The sequence below is a fragment of the Saccharibacillus sp. WB 17 genome (assembly GCF_008634075.2).
Classification (GTDB): domain Bacteria; phylum Bacillota; class Bacilli; order Paenibacillales; family Paenibacillaceae; genus Saccharibacillus; species Saccharibacillus brassicae.
In genome coordinates, this window is sequence record NZ_VPFK02000023.1 from 150,371 (window position 1) to 163,929 (window position 13,559).

Genomic DNA, 13,559 nt, shown 5'->3' on the forward strand with positions numbered 1-13,559 from the left:
CGGTCAGCCGCTCCCGAACTGCCCGTGCACCAGCTTCCGGTAAAAAGCGTGCGACGCCAGCAGTTCGTCGTGCGTCCCCTGTCCGGTCGCGCGGCCGTCTTCGATCACGATCAGTTTGTCCGCTCCGCGTACGGTGGACAGCCGATGCGCGATAACGAGCGTGGTCCGCCCCCGCATCAGGGAATCGAGCGCCTGCTGCACGAGTCCTTCGGACGCGCTGTCCAGATGCGCCGTCGCTTCGTCCAGCAGCAGGATGTCCGGATCGCGCAAAATGGCGCGGGCGATCGCCAGGCGCTGCCGTTGCCCGCCGGACAGCTTGACGCCGCGCTCCCCGGCCTGCGTCTCCAGCCCCTGCGGCAGCGAAGCGACGAAGTCCGCCAGATTCGCCTGCCGGACCGCCGCTTCCACGGCCTCGTCGGTCGCAAGCTCCAGCCCGTAGGTCAGGTTCTCGCGGATCGTGCCCGACATGACCGGGCTTTCCTGCGAGACGTAGGCGATCCGTCCGCGCCATTCGCGCAGCGCAATGCCGGCGGCGTCCTGCTCGCCGCAGCGCAGGCTGCCCGCGGTCGGCTCGTAGAACCGCTCGATCAGCGAGAAGATCGTCGTCTTGCCCGCGCCGCTCGGGCCGACGAACGCGGTCGTCTGCCCCGCTTCCGCGGTGAAGTTCAGCTCCCGCAGAATCGGCTTGTCTTCGGAGTAGCCGAAGCTCACTCCTTCGAACACAATCGACTGCCGGGCGGCCCGGCCGGGATTGTCCCCGCCCGAAGCCCCTTCGGCCGCCTTGGACGCACCTGACGCCTTGGACGCTTCGGACACCTCGACTTCGCGTTCCGCTCTCGCGTCCGCAGCCCCTTCTTCCGGTTCCGTTTCTTCCGGTGCCAGCTCCATGATCTCGCGAATCCGCTCGGTCGCGCCGAGCGCTTTCTGGAACTGGGTGAAGAACGTCGCCAGCTGCGTGAACGGCACGACGATCTGGAACATGTACAGGATGATCGCGACCAGCGAACCGGCCGTCAGCGCGCCGCGCGCGACCTGCGCGCCGCCGTATCCGATCAGCGCGACGAGGATCAGCAGCATGATCGTCATCATCAGCGGCGATACGATCGACTGGATCCGCGCTTCGCGCAGGCCGAAGCGCAGCAGGCCGGAGATGCGCCGCTCGCCCTGCACGATCTCCGCCGGCTCGGCCAGCGAAGCTTTGACGAGCCGAATATCGGCCAGTACCCGGCCGAGATCGCCCTGGAACTCCGCCGTCTCTTTTTGCATGTCGCGCGAGATTGCGTACATGCGGCGGCCCACCGGCCACAGCAGCAGCATCGCGCCGGGAATGGCGAGCAGCGCGAACAGCGTCATTTTCCAATCGATGGTCAGCAGGATCACGACGGAGCCGACGATCGAGACGATGCCGGACAGGAACGTGATCACCTGCCCCGTAATGAAGTCCCGCACGATATTCGTGTCGTTCGTCACCCGGCTCATCGTCTCGCCCGACGTGCTGCGGTCGAAGAACGATACCGGCAGCTTCAGCACCCGCCGCCACAAATCGCGCCGCAGGCCGGAGACGATAAACTGCCCCACGTAGGACATCGTATACATCGCAAGGCCCGACATGAGCGCCTGGGCGAGAAAAGCGACCGCCAGCAGCGCGATCGTCCGTCCGCTCAGGTCCGCCGCCGAGAAACCGTCCACCATCTGGCTCGTCAACAGCGGAATCGCCAGCGTGAACACCGTCTCGAACAGCCCGAGCACGACGGCGACCGCGATCAGCCAACCTTTGGGCCGATACTTCGCGATCAACCGCCAAAAAGAACCCCAACCCGGCGACTCTCCCGCCGGATCGTCCACCGCGGCCGCCGCTTTTTCCCCGGGCTTCGCGTTTCCGCCTTCTTCCGGCCGCCGTTCCCGTCCTTCTTTTTCCTCCACTCTTCCTTCGTGTTCCCCCGATTTTCCGTTCATGCCCATTCCTCCTTGCCTTCCGGCTTCGCGCCTGATACATTGCGCTTCTCGCCCCAGTATAGCCGCTGATGCCCGGTGCCGCGCAAGAGGCGTTCGAAGCGTCCTTCGCCCTTTTTCAAAAAAATCCCGCCGACGCACGCTTTCGCTGCATCAACAGGCGTCTTCGCGGTTAAAGGATAGCGTTTCGATCTTTTCTTACACCCTATACCATTCCAATTCGGCAGCAGCCAAGGAGGCGCGATTCCTGATGGGCATGAACTACAGAACGCTGGGCAAAACGGGACTGAACGTATCGGAGATCGGGTACGGAGCATGGGGCATCGGCAACTCGGGCTGGCTCGGGGCGCAGGACGACGAATCGGTCAAAGCGCTGCACCGCGCGATCGATCTCGGGCTGAACTTTATCGACACGGCGCTCGGCTACGGGGACGGCCACAGCGAGCGGCTCGTCGGACAGGTCGTGCGCGAGCGGTCCGAGACCGTCTACGTCGCTTCCAAAATCCCGCCCGCCAACGGACAATGGCCGGCGCGGGCGGGCGTTCCGTCGAGCGAGACGTTTACGGCCGAACACGTGATTCAATCTACCGAGACGAGCCTGCGCAATCTGGGACTCGACACGCTCGACGTCCAGCAGTTCCACGTCTGGTCGGACGAATGGGTATCGCAGGGCGATTGGCTCGATGGCGTGCAGAAGCTCAAAGAGCAGGGCAAAATCCGCCATTTCGGCGTCTCGATCAACGATTACCAGCCGGCCAACGCGATCAAGCTGATCGAGAGCGGCATCGTAGACACGGTGCAGGTGATCTACAACATCTTCGAGCAGACGCCCGAAGACGAGCTGCTGCCGGCCTGCCTTGAGCATAACGTCGGCGTCATCGTGCGCGTGGCGCTCGACGAAGGCGGCCTGACCGGAAGCATCACGCCGGAGACGCAGTTCGACGAAGGCGATTTCCGCAGCCGCTACTTCCAGGGCGAGCGCAAGCGCGAAGTGTACGAGCGGGTGCAGCGGATCACGCAGGACCTCGGCATCGCGGACGACGAGATCGCCGAGACGGCGCTGCGTTACGTGCTGAGCCATCCGGCCGTCTCGACCGTCATCCCGGGCATGCGCTCGGTCCGCAACGTCGAACGCAATATGCGGATCGGCGACGGACACGGACTGCCGCAAGAGCAGCTGCACAAATTGAAAGCCCACCGCTGGGCGCGCAATTTCTATCAATAAGCGAACGGGAAACGTAAGAACGGGGAATGAATTCCAGCTTCCCAAGCCAAACAAGCCCGCTGCCGGGGAAGATGTACTTTTTCCGGCGGACGGGCTTGTTTGACGCTGTTTTTCAAAGTCTCCGATCCTGTACGCCTGCGTCACCGGCCTCTTCCTTCTTATGCCGCTCTTTAAGCTCCGCTTCTATAGTCAGGTCGATCAACTTCACCGCGATCTCGACCGGAGCGGGCATCGATTCCCGGCCCAACCAATCAAGCGTAGCTGCCCGGATGGTCCTGTAATTGGCGGCGTTTATGACTTCCTTCAGATTATTGCCTGCGGTGCAGCGCTTGTTGAACGCCGCAAGCTTCAGGCCGTCCAACAGATCGTTCAGATATGCCTCGCGGCCGCAGCGATACAGCACCTTGAACAAAGCCAGCCGGGTCCAATGCGACTTTTCGCGCGGCAGCCGGCTTTCGAGAAAAGCAGCGACGTCTTCCGGATCGCAGCGCAGCGCTTCGGCAGCATCCCCATAGGAATGAATCGCGTAGGCACGCACCAGCGCGGAGCGGTCTTGGCGGATCTTCCGCTCAAGTACGGACAAGACCGCTTCCGACTCGCCTCTCCCCAACGAATCGCAGGCTTCGGTACGCACGAGCCAATCGGAATCGTCAGCCAGCCGGATCAGCATCCCTTCCGCCCGGACATTGTAATGGAAGCCCAGCGCGACCGCCGCTTCCATACGGACGAATTCGTCGGAGTCCCGCGAACTTTTTTCCAAAAAATTATAATCTGCCGATTCTTCATTCTGCTGCATCAGGAACAGACGATCCAGCGCGTTCGGGACTTGTTGTTCGGAAGATTCGGTCTGCATCGTATTCACTCCTCTTCTTCCGATTAGTCATTGGTATGCCGCAAAAAAACAGGAAAGCCCACCCTAAAGTCGAATTCACTAAGGAAGCTTTACAACTCTGCCAATCAATCTCATCAGTGAAAGGACGTAACGTTATGTATTCGGATCAAGAACTGACGCTTCGCCCGGTCGAAGAACGAGATTCCTTCCGGTTATGGGAACTGATCTATAAGGACGAGCAGCCCGAATGGAAAAAATGGGATGCTCCTTATTATCCGCATGAACCGATGGCTTACGAAAAGTTTCTTCCGATCGTACGGGACTGGGTCGGCGACGACGACTTCTGGGTGATCGAAGTCGACGGCGTCGTTCGCGGAAGCGTGTCGTATTATTGGGAGCACGAACCTTCGCGCTGGCTGGAAGTCGGCATTCTGCTGCACGAATCGGGCTCGTGGAACAAAGGGCTCGGCACGCGCGCGCTGAGGCTGTGGGTCGATCACCTGTTCGCGAAGCTGCCGCTCGTGCGGATCGGGTACAGCACGTGGTCGGGCAACGACCGGATGATCCGCGTCGGCGAGAAGCTCGGGATGCAAATGGAAGCCCGTATTCGCAAAGCGCGCTTTTACGACGGACAGTATTACGATTCGATCCGTATGGGCATGCTGCGGGAAGAATGGACGCCGCTTCCGTAAGCTCCTCAAGCCGGCAGCAGATCGCGTATTCGGCCTTCGGTCCGGATACGCTTTTTGCGTGCGCTTTTTCGCAAGATCCGCACCTCCGGGCTTCGGACGGAAGCCGCCCAAGCCTTACTCCAGCGCGTCGACCAGCTCTCTCAGCTCGGTCAGGGGACGCAGGTCTTGCGCCGCCGCTTCGTCCAGCCGTTCGAACTTCGTCTCCCCGATCCGCATCGCCGCGTCGAATTCGCCGATCAGCGTATCGAGCAGGATACAGTAAGCGCGGACGAACCGGACGTCTTCGGCGTCGAAGTTCCGGATATGAACCGTCAGGTCGAGCGTCTCCCCGTCCGACTCAAAGCCGAAATAAATATCGTCGTACTCCAGCTCCAGCCCTTCCATCGAGATCCGCACCCCTTCTTCCGAGTCGATCCGCGGACGAAAAGGAATCACATTCCAATAGTTCAGCGCGGGCGCGGCTTCGTACAGGTCGATGACGCTGTCAAACGAGCCAAGCGCGCCGTCGGCGGACAGAACCAGCGCCCTTTTGCCGTCTTCCCTGCGTTCCCCGACTTCGCATACGAGATTGTCGTCGACGTCCCGCAGCGCCGCGGACAGTTCGTCGAGCGCCCCGCCGTCTTCGCTTTCCCATCGGATCGACCATTCGCGCTCTTTTTGCCCAAACCTTTCCCAGAAATGTCCGACAGGATCTATCCGTTTGCCGTTTAACGTTCGCTTCATTTGCTCTCTTCCCCTCGTCGCCAACCTCGATCCGCTTCGTAACTTCCGAAAATTCCGCAAAGCGCCGATAATATGTGTAGGTCTTACGAACTTTGGTTTATAGTAGTATAGACTAGTAAGTTAGCACTTCAGAACCATTTCAAGCAGACAGGAGAGCTTAATAGAATGACAGATCGCAACAAAAACATCGCTCTTTGTACCTTCACTGTTCTATTTACCCTCACTTATTACCTTTGGATTACGATATGGCAAAATAATCCCGACTTGTCCGGCTTCGGCGGCAGCGTATTTGCGGGACTCGGCAACCTGATCGCGATCTATTGGCTGCTCGGCGCCGCCCGGCGCAGCTCGCGCGAACGCAGGATTTTCTGGATTCTGCTCATGCTCGGCAGCGTCAGCTACCTGATCGCCGAAGCGATCTGGCTGTACGACGAAGTCGTGCTCGGCATCGCCGCGCCTTCCCCCGGCTGGACCGACGTATTCTATGCGCTGCAGACGATTTGCTATCTGGCTGCCTTCATCTATCCGTTCACCCGGTTCGAGCGCAGCCACCGGGTGTTCAAGCTGCTGTTCGACGTCCTGATCGTCATGACCGTCGCGACCACGTTCAGCTGGCACTTCCTGATCGGCCCGCTGCTCCGTTCCGGCGACGCCGATATTTTGCATTTGGCTATTTCGCTCGCTTATCCGGTCGGCGATCTGGTGCTGCTGTTCGGAGCGATCAGCCTGTATTGGGGAGCGCGGCAGTTTTTGGCGGATCGGCTGATTCTGCTCGTCTTCGGCGGGCTCGTCGTCCATGCCGCGGCCAATTCGTTCTACCTCTATCTGGTCTCCGTCGGCGATTACGCCATGGGCAGTCTGGTCGATCCCGTGTTCACCCTCAGCCTGCTGCTGATCGGCGGCGCCGGAGTGCTTCAATCGGGCGGACAGCCCGCGAAGTTCGACGTGCAGGAAGACGACGGCGGGAAAAAGCTTGATCTGCTGCGGCTGGCTCTGCCTTACCTGAACGTGATCGCTTTGTTCGTCTTCATGATCTCGGGTTCGGGAAAAGTGAGCGCGCTCACGATCGGCAGCGGCATCTCGATCCTGCTCGTCATCGTTCGCCAGCTGTTCATCCTGCTGGAGAACCGGCGCCTGCTGCTCAGTCTGTACGACAAAACGGAAGAATTGGAAATCAGCAAACAGCGCTACAAGTCTCTGTTCGATTACCATCCCGACGCCGTATATTCGCTCGATCTCAGCGGCCGGTTCGACAGCGCGAACGAAGCCTGTTCCGACATGCTCGGCTACGACAGCGGCGAACTGATCGGCTTGACGCCGTCTTCTTTTCTCAAAGAGCAGGAGCTGGCCGAATTGTCCGACGACCTGAAGCGGCTGTGCCAGGGCGAATCCGTCCGCCAGCAGATCCGCGTGCGCAGCCGCAGCGGGCAGCTGCACGAAGTCAGCGTCACGAGCATCCCGATCCGCGTGCGCGACAAAATCGTCGGCATCTTCGGCATCGGCCGGGATATCACGGCCAACAAGAAGAACGAAGCCCGAATCCGGCATCTGGCGTACCACGATCCGCTGACGGATCTGGCCAACCGCGCTTCGTTCGAAGAAACGCTGCGTTCGGCCGTTCAGGAAGCGCCTGACCGCCAGGAGCGGATGGCCGTAGCCTTTATCGATCTGGACCGCTTCAAAACGGTCAACGACACGCTCGGCCACGACGTCGGCGACCAACTGCTGATCGCCGTCTCCCAGCGGCTGCAATCGTGCATGCGCGCGGGCGATACCGTCGCACGGCAGGGCGGGGACGAGTTCACGCTGCTGCTGCGCGATATCGACGGGCCGGAAGACGTGCACGCCTGCGCCCGGCGCATTCTGGACGCGCTCAGCCTGCCGTACGATCTGGACGGCCGTCAGGTGACCAGCCTGCCGAGCATCGGCCTCTCGCTCTACCCGGCCGACGATACAACGACGGTCGGCTTGATGAAAAAAGCCGATATTGCCCTGTATCAGGTCAAAGACGGCGGCAAAGGCCATTACCGGCTGTTCGGCGACTGCATGCCGGAAGCGCTCGACCGGCTCTCGCTGGAGAGCGATCTGGCCGCGGCGCTCAAGCAGGGCGAGCTGCTGCTGCATTACCAGCCGCAGCTCGATCCCGATACGGGCGCGCTGGAGGGCGCCGAGGCGCAGCTGCGCTGGAACCGCCCGGGCTTCGGCCTGCTGGAGCCGGAAGCGTTTATGCCGGCCGCCGAAGAAGCCGGCCTGAGCCTGCGGATCGGCGAGTGGATGCTGCGCGAAGCCGGCCGCCAGGCCCGGGCGTGGAGCGACGAAGGCGCGCCGCTGCGCATCACGGTCGGCCTGTCGCGGCAGCAGCTCGAACAGGCCGATCTGGCCGACCGGCTGCGCCTTCTTCTGGCCGAGACCGGCGCCGATCCGCGCCTGCTGGAACTGCAGCTCGCCGAAGCTTCGCTCGCAAGCCGGCCGGAACTTGTCGTGCGGCAGATTCAAGCCTTCAAAGCGCTCGGCCTGCCGGTATCCGTCGCCGGATGCGGCGCGGGCTATGCCGCCCTGGCCGGCTTGGCGGACTTCCCCGTCGACCGCCTCAAGCTCGATCCGGGCCTGACCCGGCAGATCGGAAGCGTCCGCCTGGCGCAGTCGGTCGCCGCTTCCTTCGCCGGCCTCGCCCGGGCGCTGCACGTTCACGCCGCGGCCGCCGGCGTCGAGAACGCCGAGCAGGCGGCGCTGCTGCGCGGCATGGCCCGCTTCGGCCTGCAGGGGCCGCTGTTCGGGCATGCTTTGCCGCCCGGCGAACTGCGCCGGCGGCCGCTGTTCGCGCCGGAGGCGTGACGCGGCGCGCCGGCAGCAGCGGCAGCAAAAAGCGTAGGTCGACGAGTCTCCTCGTCAACCTACGCTTTTGTCGTTATGGGCGATACGGCCGCCGCGGGAAAGCGGCGAGCGGACTTTATTTTCTACTGGGCAAAATAAAACCAGCAGAAGCGAACCGCCGGATGCGCGAACGTTGAGCCCATCACTTCCGGGCGGGCATCCGCCGTGCCGTCGAAGCCGTCGGCGTCCCACGCCACTTTGTCCGTAATCCGTTCGGCGACTTCCCGGGCCCCGTCCGGGCTGCGCTCGGCTTTGCACGTCGCCCGGATCACCGTCACGTACCAACCGTCGATTTTCCAATACGGCTTGGTATCCGATAGCGTATAGCGTTCCATTTTGTCCGCTGCCCCTTGCAGCGCTTCATGGGCGATCTTCTCCGCTTCTCCGGCCTGCTCGCACTCCATCATCATACGCATCGTCAGCACCATTTCGTTTCCCCCGCTTCCGTGTGATTTTTCCAATATATACTAAAAATACACCTACACGTCGCGTTAGACGCAGCGGAGCATTTATTTGACGCGGAAAGACCGTCCTTGATTAGGTTTGCTGTCCTAATCGGTATTGCCTCAAACTCAGTTGTGCTTCGCCTGCCGCTGCGCCCAGTCAAAAACAGCCTGCTTCCGCTTCCGGTTCTTCTCGCCCGCCGCAGGCGGTTGGATCAGCTTCAGCGCCGCCGTTTCGACCTTATTCTTTTGAAGCGCGAACAGCACCGTCGAGAATGCTTCCGCTTCCAACAGCTGCTCCAACGAAATTTTCTCTTCCTTGATCGCCGTAAGGATGAGGCTTTCGGCGACGATCCGTTGAGAATCCCGGTGCTGCTACAAAATCTCTGCCATCAGTTCATCGCTAATCACCAAAACGCCGGACATTTTTTCGCGAAAATAGCCCCAGATTAAATGCTCCTGCAAAGCCGGCTCCAGCTCCAGTTCCCGCATGATCGGGTACAGCCGCTCTACCGCAAGCTTCGACAGAACTTCCGGCAGCCGCATCTGCTCTTGGGTACTCAGCGATTGCAGCAGCCCCTTGAGTTCGGCGATCGACTTCTTTGATTCGGAAGGGCTTTGCTCCAAAAAACCTTCTTCAGTCAAAATGTCCAGATTTGCCGGGAAACAATCTTCCGTCAGCCGTTCGATTTGCCGATCGGATTGCGCGAAAAAGCAGCTCGGACAATGTTCATACAGGCGGTGCGTGCGTTCATCCTTGTAAATATGCAGCAGCTTTGCGAAAAGAGCGATAAAGTCATGTCCGGCAGCTCCTACCGCAAAGTTTTTGGGGTCCGCTTGATCGCGTCTGCCAGAAAACATTGCACTCTCCTGTCAAAATAAAAGAAGCTTCTCAATCATTTTATACAAAAAGTTCAATTTACAAACCAAATAAAACGCAATACAATGTATTACATAAAATGAAGGAGGTTTATTCATGGTTACTATTTCTTTAAGAGTCGATGATCGGGATAACAAACTGATTCGAGATTACGCCAAATTAAAAAAAATGTCCGTTTCTGACTTGATGCGAAATGCGATTATCGAAAAGATCGAAGACGAAGTTGATCTGGACGCTTTCGACCGCGCTTTTACCGATATGGACCATACTTATTCTCTGGATGAAGTCAAAAAAGAACTGGGTTTATAAACGATGATGTATACGGTTCGATTTTCCGATGCGGCTTTGAAAAAGTTGAAGAAAATAGATCGTTACCAGGCTGCTCTTTTGATAGGCTGGATCGAAAAGAACTTAGTGAACTGCAGCGATCCCAGATCCCTGGGAAAAGCTTTGGTCGCGAATCATAGAGGAAAATGGCGTTACCGCGTAGGCGATTACCGAATACTGGCGCTGATTGAAGATGAGGAAATTATAATTACCATTATTGATATTGGGCATCGCAGAGACATTTATGGATGACTTGAGGAACCCCAACCTCAAGGTCACTTTTAATTATTTTTCAAATTCTTTAATAAAGGATGTTCGGCCAAGTCACTACAGAGAACATAACTACACTCCCAAAAACTGTTGTAGAAGTTCTCAAACATCCTTAAAACTTCACTTTTATTCATACGAATAATACTAGGGTCGGGTATCCAGTCTGTGCGGCTTGAACAAGTGATTTTCACCTTGCTGTCTTCTTCTTCAAATATAAGAGTTCGTTCGATCCCTTGTTCATAGAAGTCCAGCTCGAAAAAGAAGTCCCCGTTATTTACTTTTTCCAAGATGTAGGGAACTTCTTCAATGACTGTAGCCAAATCCGTTTTGCAATCTACAGGCCATCTCTTTTGCCCAAAACCAGAAACAAAGAACGATACCCTTGCTGAAATTTCAAAAATCTCGCAAATCCTTATGAAAACGGCCGTATCATTATCCAGTTCTAAATCAGGATTTAATAGGCTTTCGTCAATTTTGTTTCCGGCTGTGGGCTCTTCAAAAATCAATCTCATTTTAAAAATTCCAACCCCGACCTTTCTTTTAACGCTTACTGCTCATGTATGTATTGATCTCTTCGTACTTCGATTTTAATAATTCCTTTTCTTGGTTTAAAAAAAAGTTGGTCCTTAGCCATCTCAGTTTACAAGAAAATTCAACTTATTCGATTACATGCAGGGTGATCCCGCTAACATGAATTTCTGCAAATCCCCCTGCTTCCGGGAGGGCCCCAGAAATCTCAAAGGGTATTATATTTTCATTGAGACGAAGGACAGCATAACCGTCACTCTCAATGGATTCCAAAAATCCGAGTATACAAACCTCATTTCCTTCCATTTGGATTTTGTATTCATTTTAATTAGAAAAAGCAAGGTTCTTTCCGAAAACGATACTACCTTCTAAATCTACTTCTACAATATATTCATTTCCCACTTTAGGAGTACTCCCGCTCCAAGCAGCTTGAGCTGAACCAAATTCCGAAGAAAACATAACCCGATCTTCACTCTTCAGTTCCTCTATCTTCACTTTCAATTTATCTGCTCCCTTTAAATGCGATGATCTCATTTCAAACGTTGTAAGACATTGGCACGTTGAAAGTATCCGTTATTTCATCGTAAGTTCAAGTTTCCTTGTTTTTATTCCATTCACTCTACTTCAAAAGGAGTAATAATCAAAAAACTTCCTTTTAGATTCTTACACTTCTTGGCTAATTGTTTGATTCTTCTTAAATGCTCTAAGGATTCAATACTTTGAACTTGACCAAGTAACAAATCCAGCTCTTTAATCAAGTCAGGCATATCCTCACTTGTTGTTAGCAAGTACTCAACACTAGAGAAGTCACTCAGTAAATGAAAGGTTTCATTGTCTTCTTGGATTAAATACTTTTCGTCTCCATCGACTGAAGGTATTTCTTCAATCACTTCGTAGTCCTTGGTTTGCAAAAGGGTGGTGAACATCTTATTCATCTCCTCTAAAGTTTAAGCCTCCAGGGAATGTGTTCATTAGATTCCCGAACTTGTCTGTAAGGACAGTCAGCGAGTTGTTCCATACCTATCAGGTGCAGCTAACCAGCGCGGTACTGCCGGCTGTGACCAGTCCCATTACATCACCGTAACCGTTGTGCGGATAGTATCCTTTCTGGTTGTCGAAGCGGATTAAAACATTCCGCTTCGAATAACGGTTCGCATCTTCGCGTTAGATCAGCTGGACGCCGCGTACGTAACGGGCTTTGAATGTCACGCTGCCGTCTGCGGCTACGATACCTTCAGCGATTATATTCGCGTCGTCGTAATGGTAGCGTGTCGTGTCGCCCTTGCCCTCTTTGGTAATGTTGTGTTCGGCCATTAGACCGTCGCCGTTGGCTTGTAGCTGACCCAAGGTCTGATTGCGTTGAGCCTGGCTCAGCTGCTCGGCTTGGTTGTACGTATAATCAATGTTGTCTTTGTACGGTATTTAATTTCACAAAAAAACCTTAGGGTAAACCCTAAGGTCACTAATTCATAAAGGATTATCACACTTCCACTCTGCATCAAATTTCGAGAAATCATTTAAATAAAAAGATAATTTTTTCTCAAGTTCTTCGATTTCTGATATGTCGAGGACATGAATAGAATTCGTTAACTCATCATCAGAAACATCCCAATTGTTTTCAAGATATTCATTCAAAATTTCATATTTTCTAAACTGATAAAAAATCTTTAAATTATGATTTAATACATTTGTCAATGGCAAAGTAAAGTTAGCATTATCGCGCTTATAACCCCCTGTAACAATAAATGCTCTATATTGATCATGTGGAAAAGGAATTTCAACCGCTAAATTTTTACCTGTCTTGAGCATATTAATTTGCCATTCTGAAAATTTACTAATTTTAACACCTCCAAGAAAAATTATTTATAAAATACTCTAGTAACTTGCCCACTGAAATCATGGATTTGTAAATGTGGAAGATCGCCATGTGCATTGTTACTTCCGTGCCCCATAACCCTCACATTAGAATCAAGATTTGTGTCCCAGTGATACGTTCCATATTTTGTGCCATGAAGATTTTTTGCATCTGTAGCAGACTTTCCAGTAGTGTTTTTATAACCTTGACCTTGATATAATCTCAAAAATATTTTTCTGCTTGAGATTTACTACCAAACGTTACCTCGCGCGCTCCTTTATCTAACTGGTTAGCAACACTTTGTACTCCTTTAGAAGACCAAGGTATACAACTGTCATTATGAACCCAAATCCCCAAACCGCTCACAAAATACGTATGGAACCCTTCCACCGTCATATTGTAAACCGTCGTCTGACGCTGCTGGATTTCGATGGTTCCGACTTTTAAAGTCTTACCATCACTCTGCTCCACCAGATCACCCGGCTTCAGGTCTTTGACAAACACCCAGCCTTTGCCTACGACCAGAGATGACTTTATCCACTGTCGAAACGATTTTTTTTAATTCGATCTACCTTTTATGGATGTAAAATCAAGAAAAAGCAATGAAAATAAATCTCTTCATTGCTTTTTCTGAATTCTCTTTACTTTATATACACAGGAGTAATAATTAAAACGCTCCCTTTTAAATCTTCGCATTTCTTAGCCAATTCTTTGATGTTTCTTAAATGCTCCAAAGATTGGATATCTTGAACTTGGTCAAGCAGCAAATCCAACTCTCTTATTAAGTAAGGTATGCGCTCACTCTTTGTTAATAAATACTCACAATTAGATAACTCACTAAGCAAAGGAAAATTCTCACTGTCCTCCTCTTGGATTAAATATTTTTCATTTCCTGTGACCGAAGATAATTCTTCAATCACTTCAAAGTCCTTGGTTTGCAAAAGAGTGATAAACATT

The 13,559-nt window shown here is 54.3% G+C and carries 18 protein-coding genes; 5 read left to right on the top strand and 13 right to left on the bottom strand.

What is annotated here, in order from left to right; all coding sequences use genetic code 11:
• Positions 1 to 3: 3 nt before the first annotated feature.
• Positions 4 to 1,956 (bottom strand): ABC transporter ATP-binding protein, encoded by a 1,953-nt coding sequence (locus tag FTE24_RS12130; RefSeq protein ID WP_150234498.1) that lies wholly within the window; start codon positions 1,954 to 1,956, stop codon positions 4 to 6.
• Positions 1,957 to 2,203: 247 nt separating this feature from the next.
• On the opposite strand from FTE24_RS12130, the gene FTE24_RS12135 reads away from it, so the two are divergent.
• On the top strand, positions 2,204 to 3,178 hold the full coding sequence (locus FTE24_RS12135; RefSeq protein ID WP_202111845.1) for an aldo/keto reductase: 975 nt from the start codon (positions 2,204 to 2,206) through the stop codon (positions 3,176 to 3,178).
• Between the two features lie 112 nt (positions 3,179 to 3,290).
• Here FTE24_RS12135 and FTE24_RS12140 read toward each other — a convergent pair whose 3' ends face one another.
• The gene (locus FTE24_RS12140; protein WP_150234497.1) at positions 3,291 to 4,031 is read right to left on the bottom strand and encodes a HEAT repeat domain-containing protein; all 741 of its coding nucleotides are present in this window, start codon (positions 4,029 to 4,031) and stop codon (positions 3,291 to 3,293) included.
• 134 nt (positions 4,032 to 4,165) lie between these two features.
• Between FTE24_RS12140 and FTE24_RS12145 the strand changes: the two genes are divergently transcribed.
• Positions 4,166 to 4,702 (top strand): GNAT family N-acetyltransferase, encoded by a 537-nt coding sequence (locus FTE24_RS12145; protein WP_141448174.1) that lies wholly within the window; start codon positions 4,166 to 4,168, stop codon positions 4,700 to 4,702.
• Positions 4,703 to 4,816: 114 nt separating this feature from the next.
• On the opposite strand, the gene FTE24_RS12150 is transcribed toward FTE24_RS12145, so the two are convergent.
• Positions 4,817 to 5,425, bottom strand: coding sequence for a hypothetical protein (locus tag FTE24_RS12150; RefSeq protein WP_150234494.1), 609 nt, complete (start codon positions 5,423 to 5,425; stop codon positions 4,817 to 4,819).
• Positions 5,426 to 5,590: 165 nt separating this feature from the next.
• Between FTE24_RS12150 and FTE24_RS12155 the strand changes: the two genes are divergently transcribed.
• Positions 5,591 to 8,260, top strand: coding sequence for a DUF4084 domain-containing protein (locus tag FTE24_RS12155; protein ID WP_150234492.1), 2,670 nt, complete (start codon positions 5,591 to 5,593; stop codon positions 8,258 to 8,260).
• Positions 8,261 to 8,382: 122 nt separating this feature from the next.
• On the opposite strand, the gene FTE24_RS12160 is transcribed toward FTE24_RS12155, so the two are convergent.
• The 3 genes from FTE24_RS12160 to FTE24_RS12170 all read right to left on the bottom strand — a co-directional run bounded on the left by FTE24_RS12160 (position 8,383) and on the right by FTE24_RS12170 (position 9,603).
• Positions 8,383 to 8,727, bottom strand: a complete 345-nt coding sequence (locus tag FTE24_RS12160; RefSeq protein ID WP_141448171.1) for a hypothetical protein — start codon at positions 8,725 to 8,727, stop codon at positions 8,383 to 8,385.
• 144 nt (positions 8,728 to 8,871) lie between these two features.
• Positions 8,872 to 9,045: a hypothetical protein gene (locus tag FTE24_RS12165; protein ID WP_160441739.1), complete on the bottom strand. Its 174-nt coding sequence runs from the start codon at positions 9,043 to 9,045 to the stop codon at positions 8,872 to 8,874.
• Between the two features lie 72 nt (positions 9,046 to 9,117).
• Positions 9,118 to 9,603: a hypothetical protein gene (locus tag FTE24_RS12170; RefSeq protein WP_150234490.1), complete on the bottom strand. Its 486-nt coding sequence runs from the start codon at positions 9,601 to 9,603 to the stop codon at positions 9,118 to 9,120.
• Between the two features lie 115 nt (positions 9,604 to 9,718).
• Between FTE24_RS12170 and relB the strand changes: the two genes are divergently transcribed.
• Positions 9,719 to 9,931, top strand: coding sequence for a type II toxin-antitoxin system RelB family antitoxin (gene relB / locus FTE24_RS12175; protein ID WP_141448169.1), 213 nt, complete (start codon positions 9,719 to 9,721; stop codon positions 9,929 to 9,931).
• Between the two features lie 3 nt (positions 9,932 to 9,934).
• On the top strand, positions 9,935 to 10,201 hold the full coding sequence (locus tag FTE24_RS12180; RefSeq protein WP_150234489.1) for a type II toxin-antitoxin system RelE family toxin: 267 nt from the start codon (positions 9,935 to 9,937) through the stop codon (positions 10,199 to 10,201).
• Between the two features lie 29 nt (positions 10,202 to 10,230).
• Here FTE24_RS12180 and FTE24_RS12185 read toward each other — a convergent pair whose 3' ends face one another.
• From FTE24_RS12185 to FTE24_RS12215, 7 genes are all read right to left on the bottom strand, one after another.
• Positions 10,231 to 10,731 (bottom strand): hypothetical protein, encoded by a 501-nt coding sequence (locus FTE24_RS12185; protein WP_150234487.1) that lies wholly within the window; start codon positions 10,729 to 10,731, stop codon positions 10,231 to 10,233.
• Positions 10,732 to 11,071: 340 nt separating this feature from the next.
• Complete coding sequence (locus tag FTE24_RS12190) at positions 11,072 to 11,248, bottom strand: hypothetical protein (RefSeq protein ID WP_160441740.1); 177 nt, start codon at positions 11,246 to 11,248, stop codon at positions 11,072 to 11,074.
• 113 nt (positions 11,249 to 11,361) lie between these two features.
• Complete coding sequence (locus FTE24_RS12195) at positions 11,362 to 11,673, bottom strand: hypothetical protein (protein WP_150234485.1); 312 nt, start codon at positions 11,671 to 11,673, stop codon at positions 11,362 to 11,364.
• 238 nt (positions 11,674 to 11,911) lie between these two features.
• Positions 11,912 to 12,061, bottom strand: a complete 150-nt coding sequence (locus tag FTE24_RS12200) for a hypothetical protein (protein WP_160441741.1) — start codon at positions 12,059 to 12,061, stop codon at positions 11,912 to 11,914.
• Between the two features lie 153 nt (positions 12,062 to 12,214).
• Positions 12,215 to 12,556: a hypothetical protein gene (locus FTE24_RS12205; protein ID WP_150234484.1), complete on the bottom strand. Its 342-nt coding sequence runs from the start codon at positions 12,554 to 12,556 to the stop codon at positions 12,215 to 12,217.
• A gap of 268 nt (positions 12,557 to 12,824) precedes the next feature.
• Positions 12,825 to 13,106, bottom strand: a complete 282-nt coding sequence (locus FTE24_RS12210) for a polymorphic toxin-type HINT domain-containing protein (RefSeq protein WP_160441742.1) — start codon at positions 13,104 to 13,106, stop codon at positions 12,825 to 12,827.
• 137 nt (positions 13,107 to 13,243) lie between these two features.
• On the bottom strand, positions 13,244 to 13,558 hold the full coding sequence (locus FTE24_RS12215; protein WP_150234480.1) for a hypothetical protein: 315 nt from the start codon (positions 13,556 to 13,558) through the stop codon (positions 13,244 to 13,246).
• Between the last annotated feature and the right edge of the window lies 1 nt (position 13,559).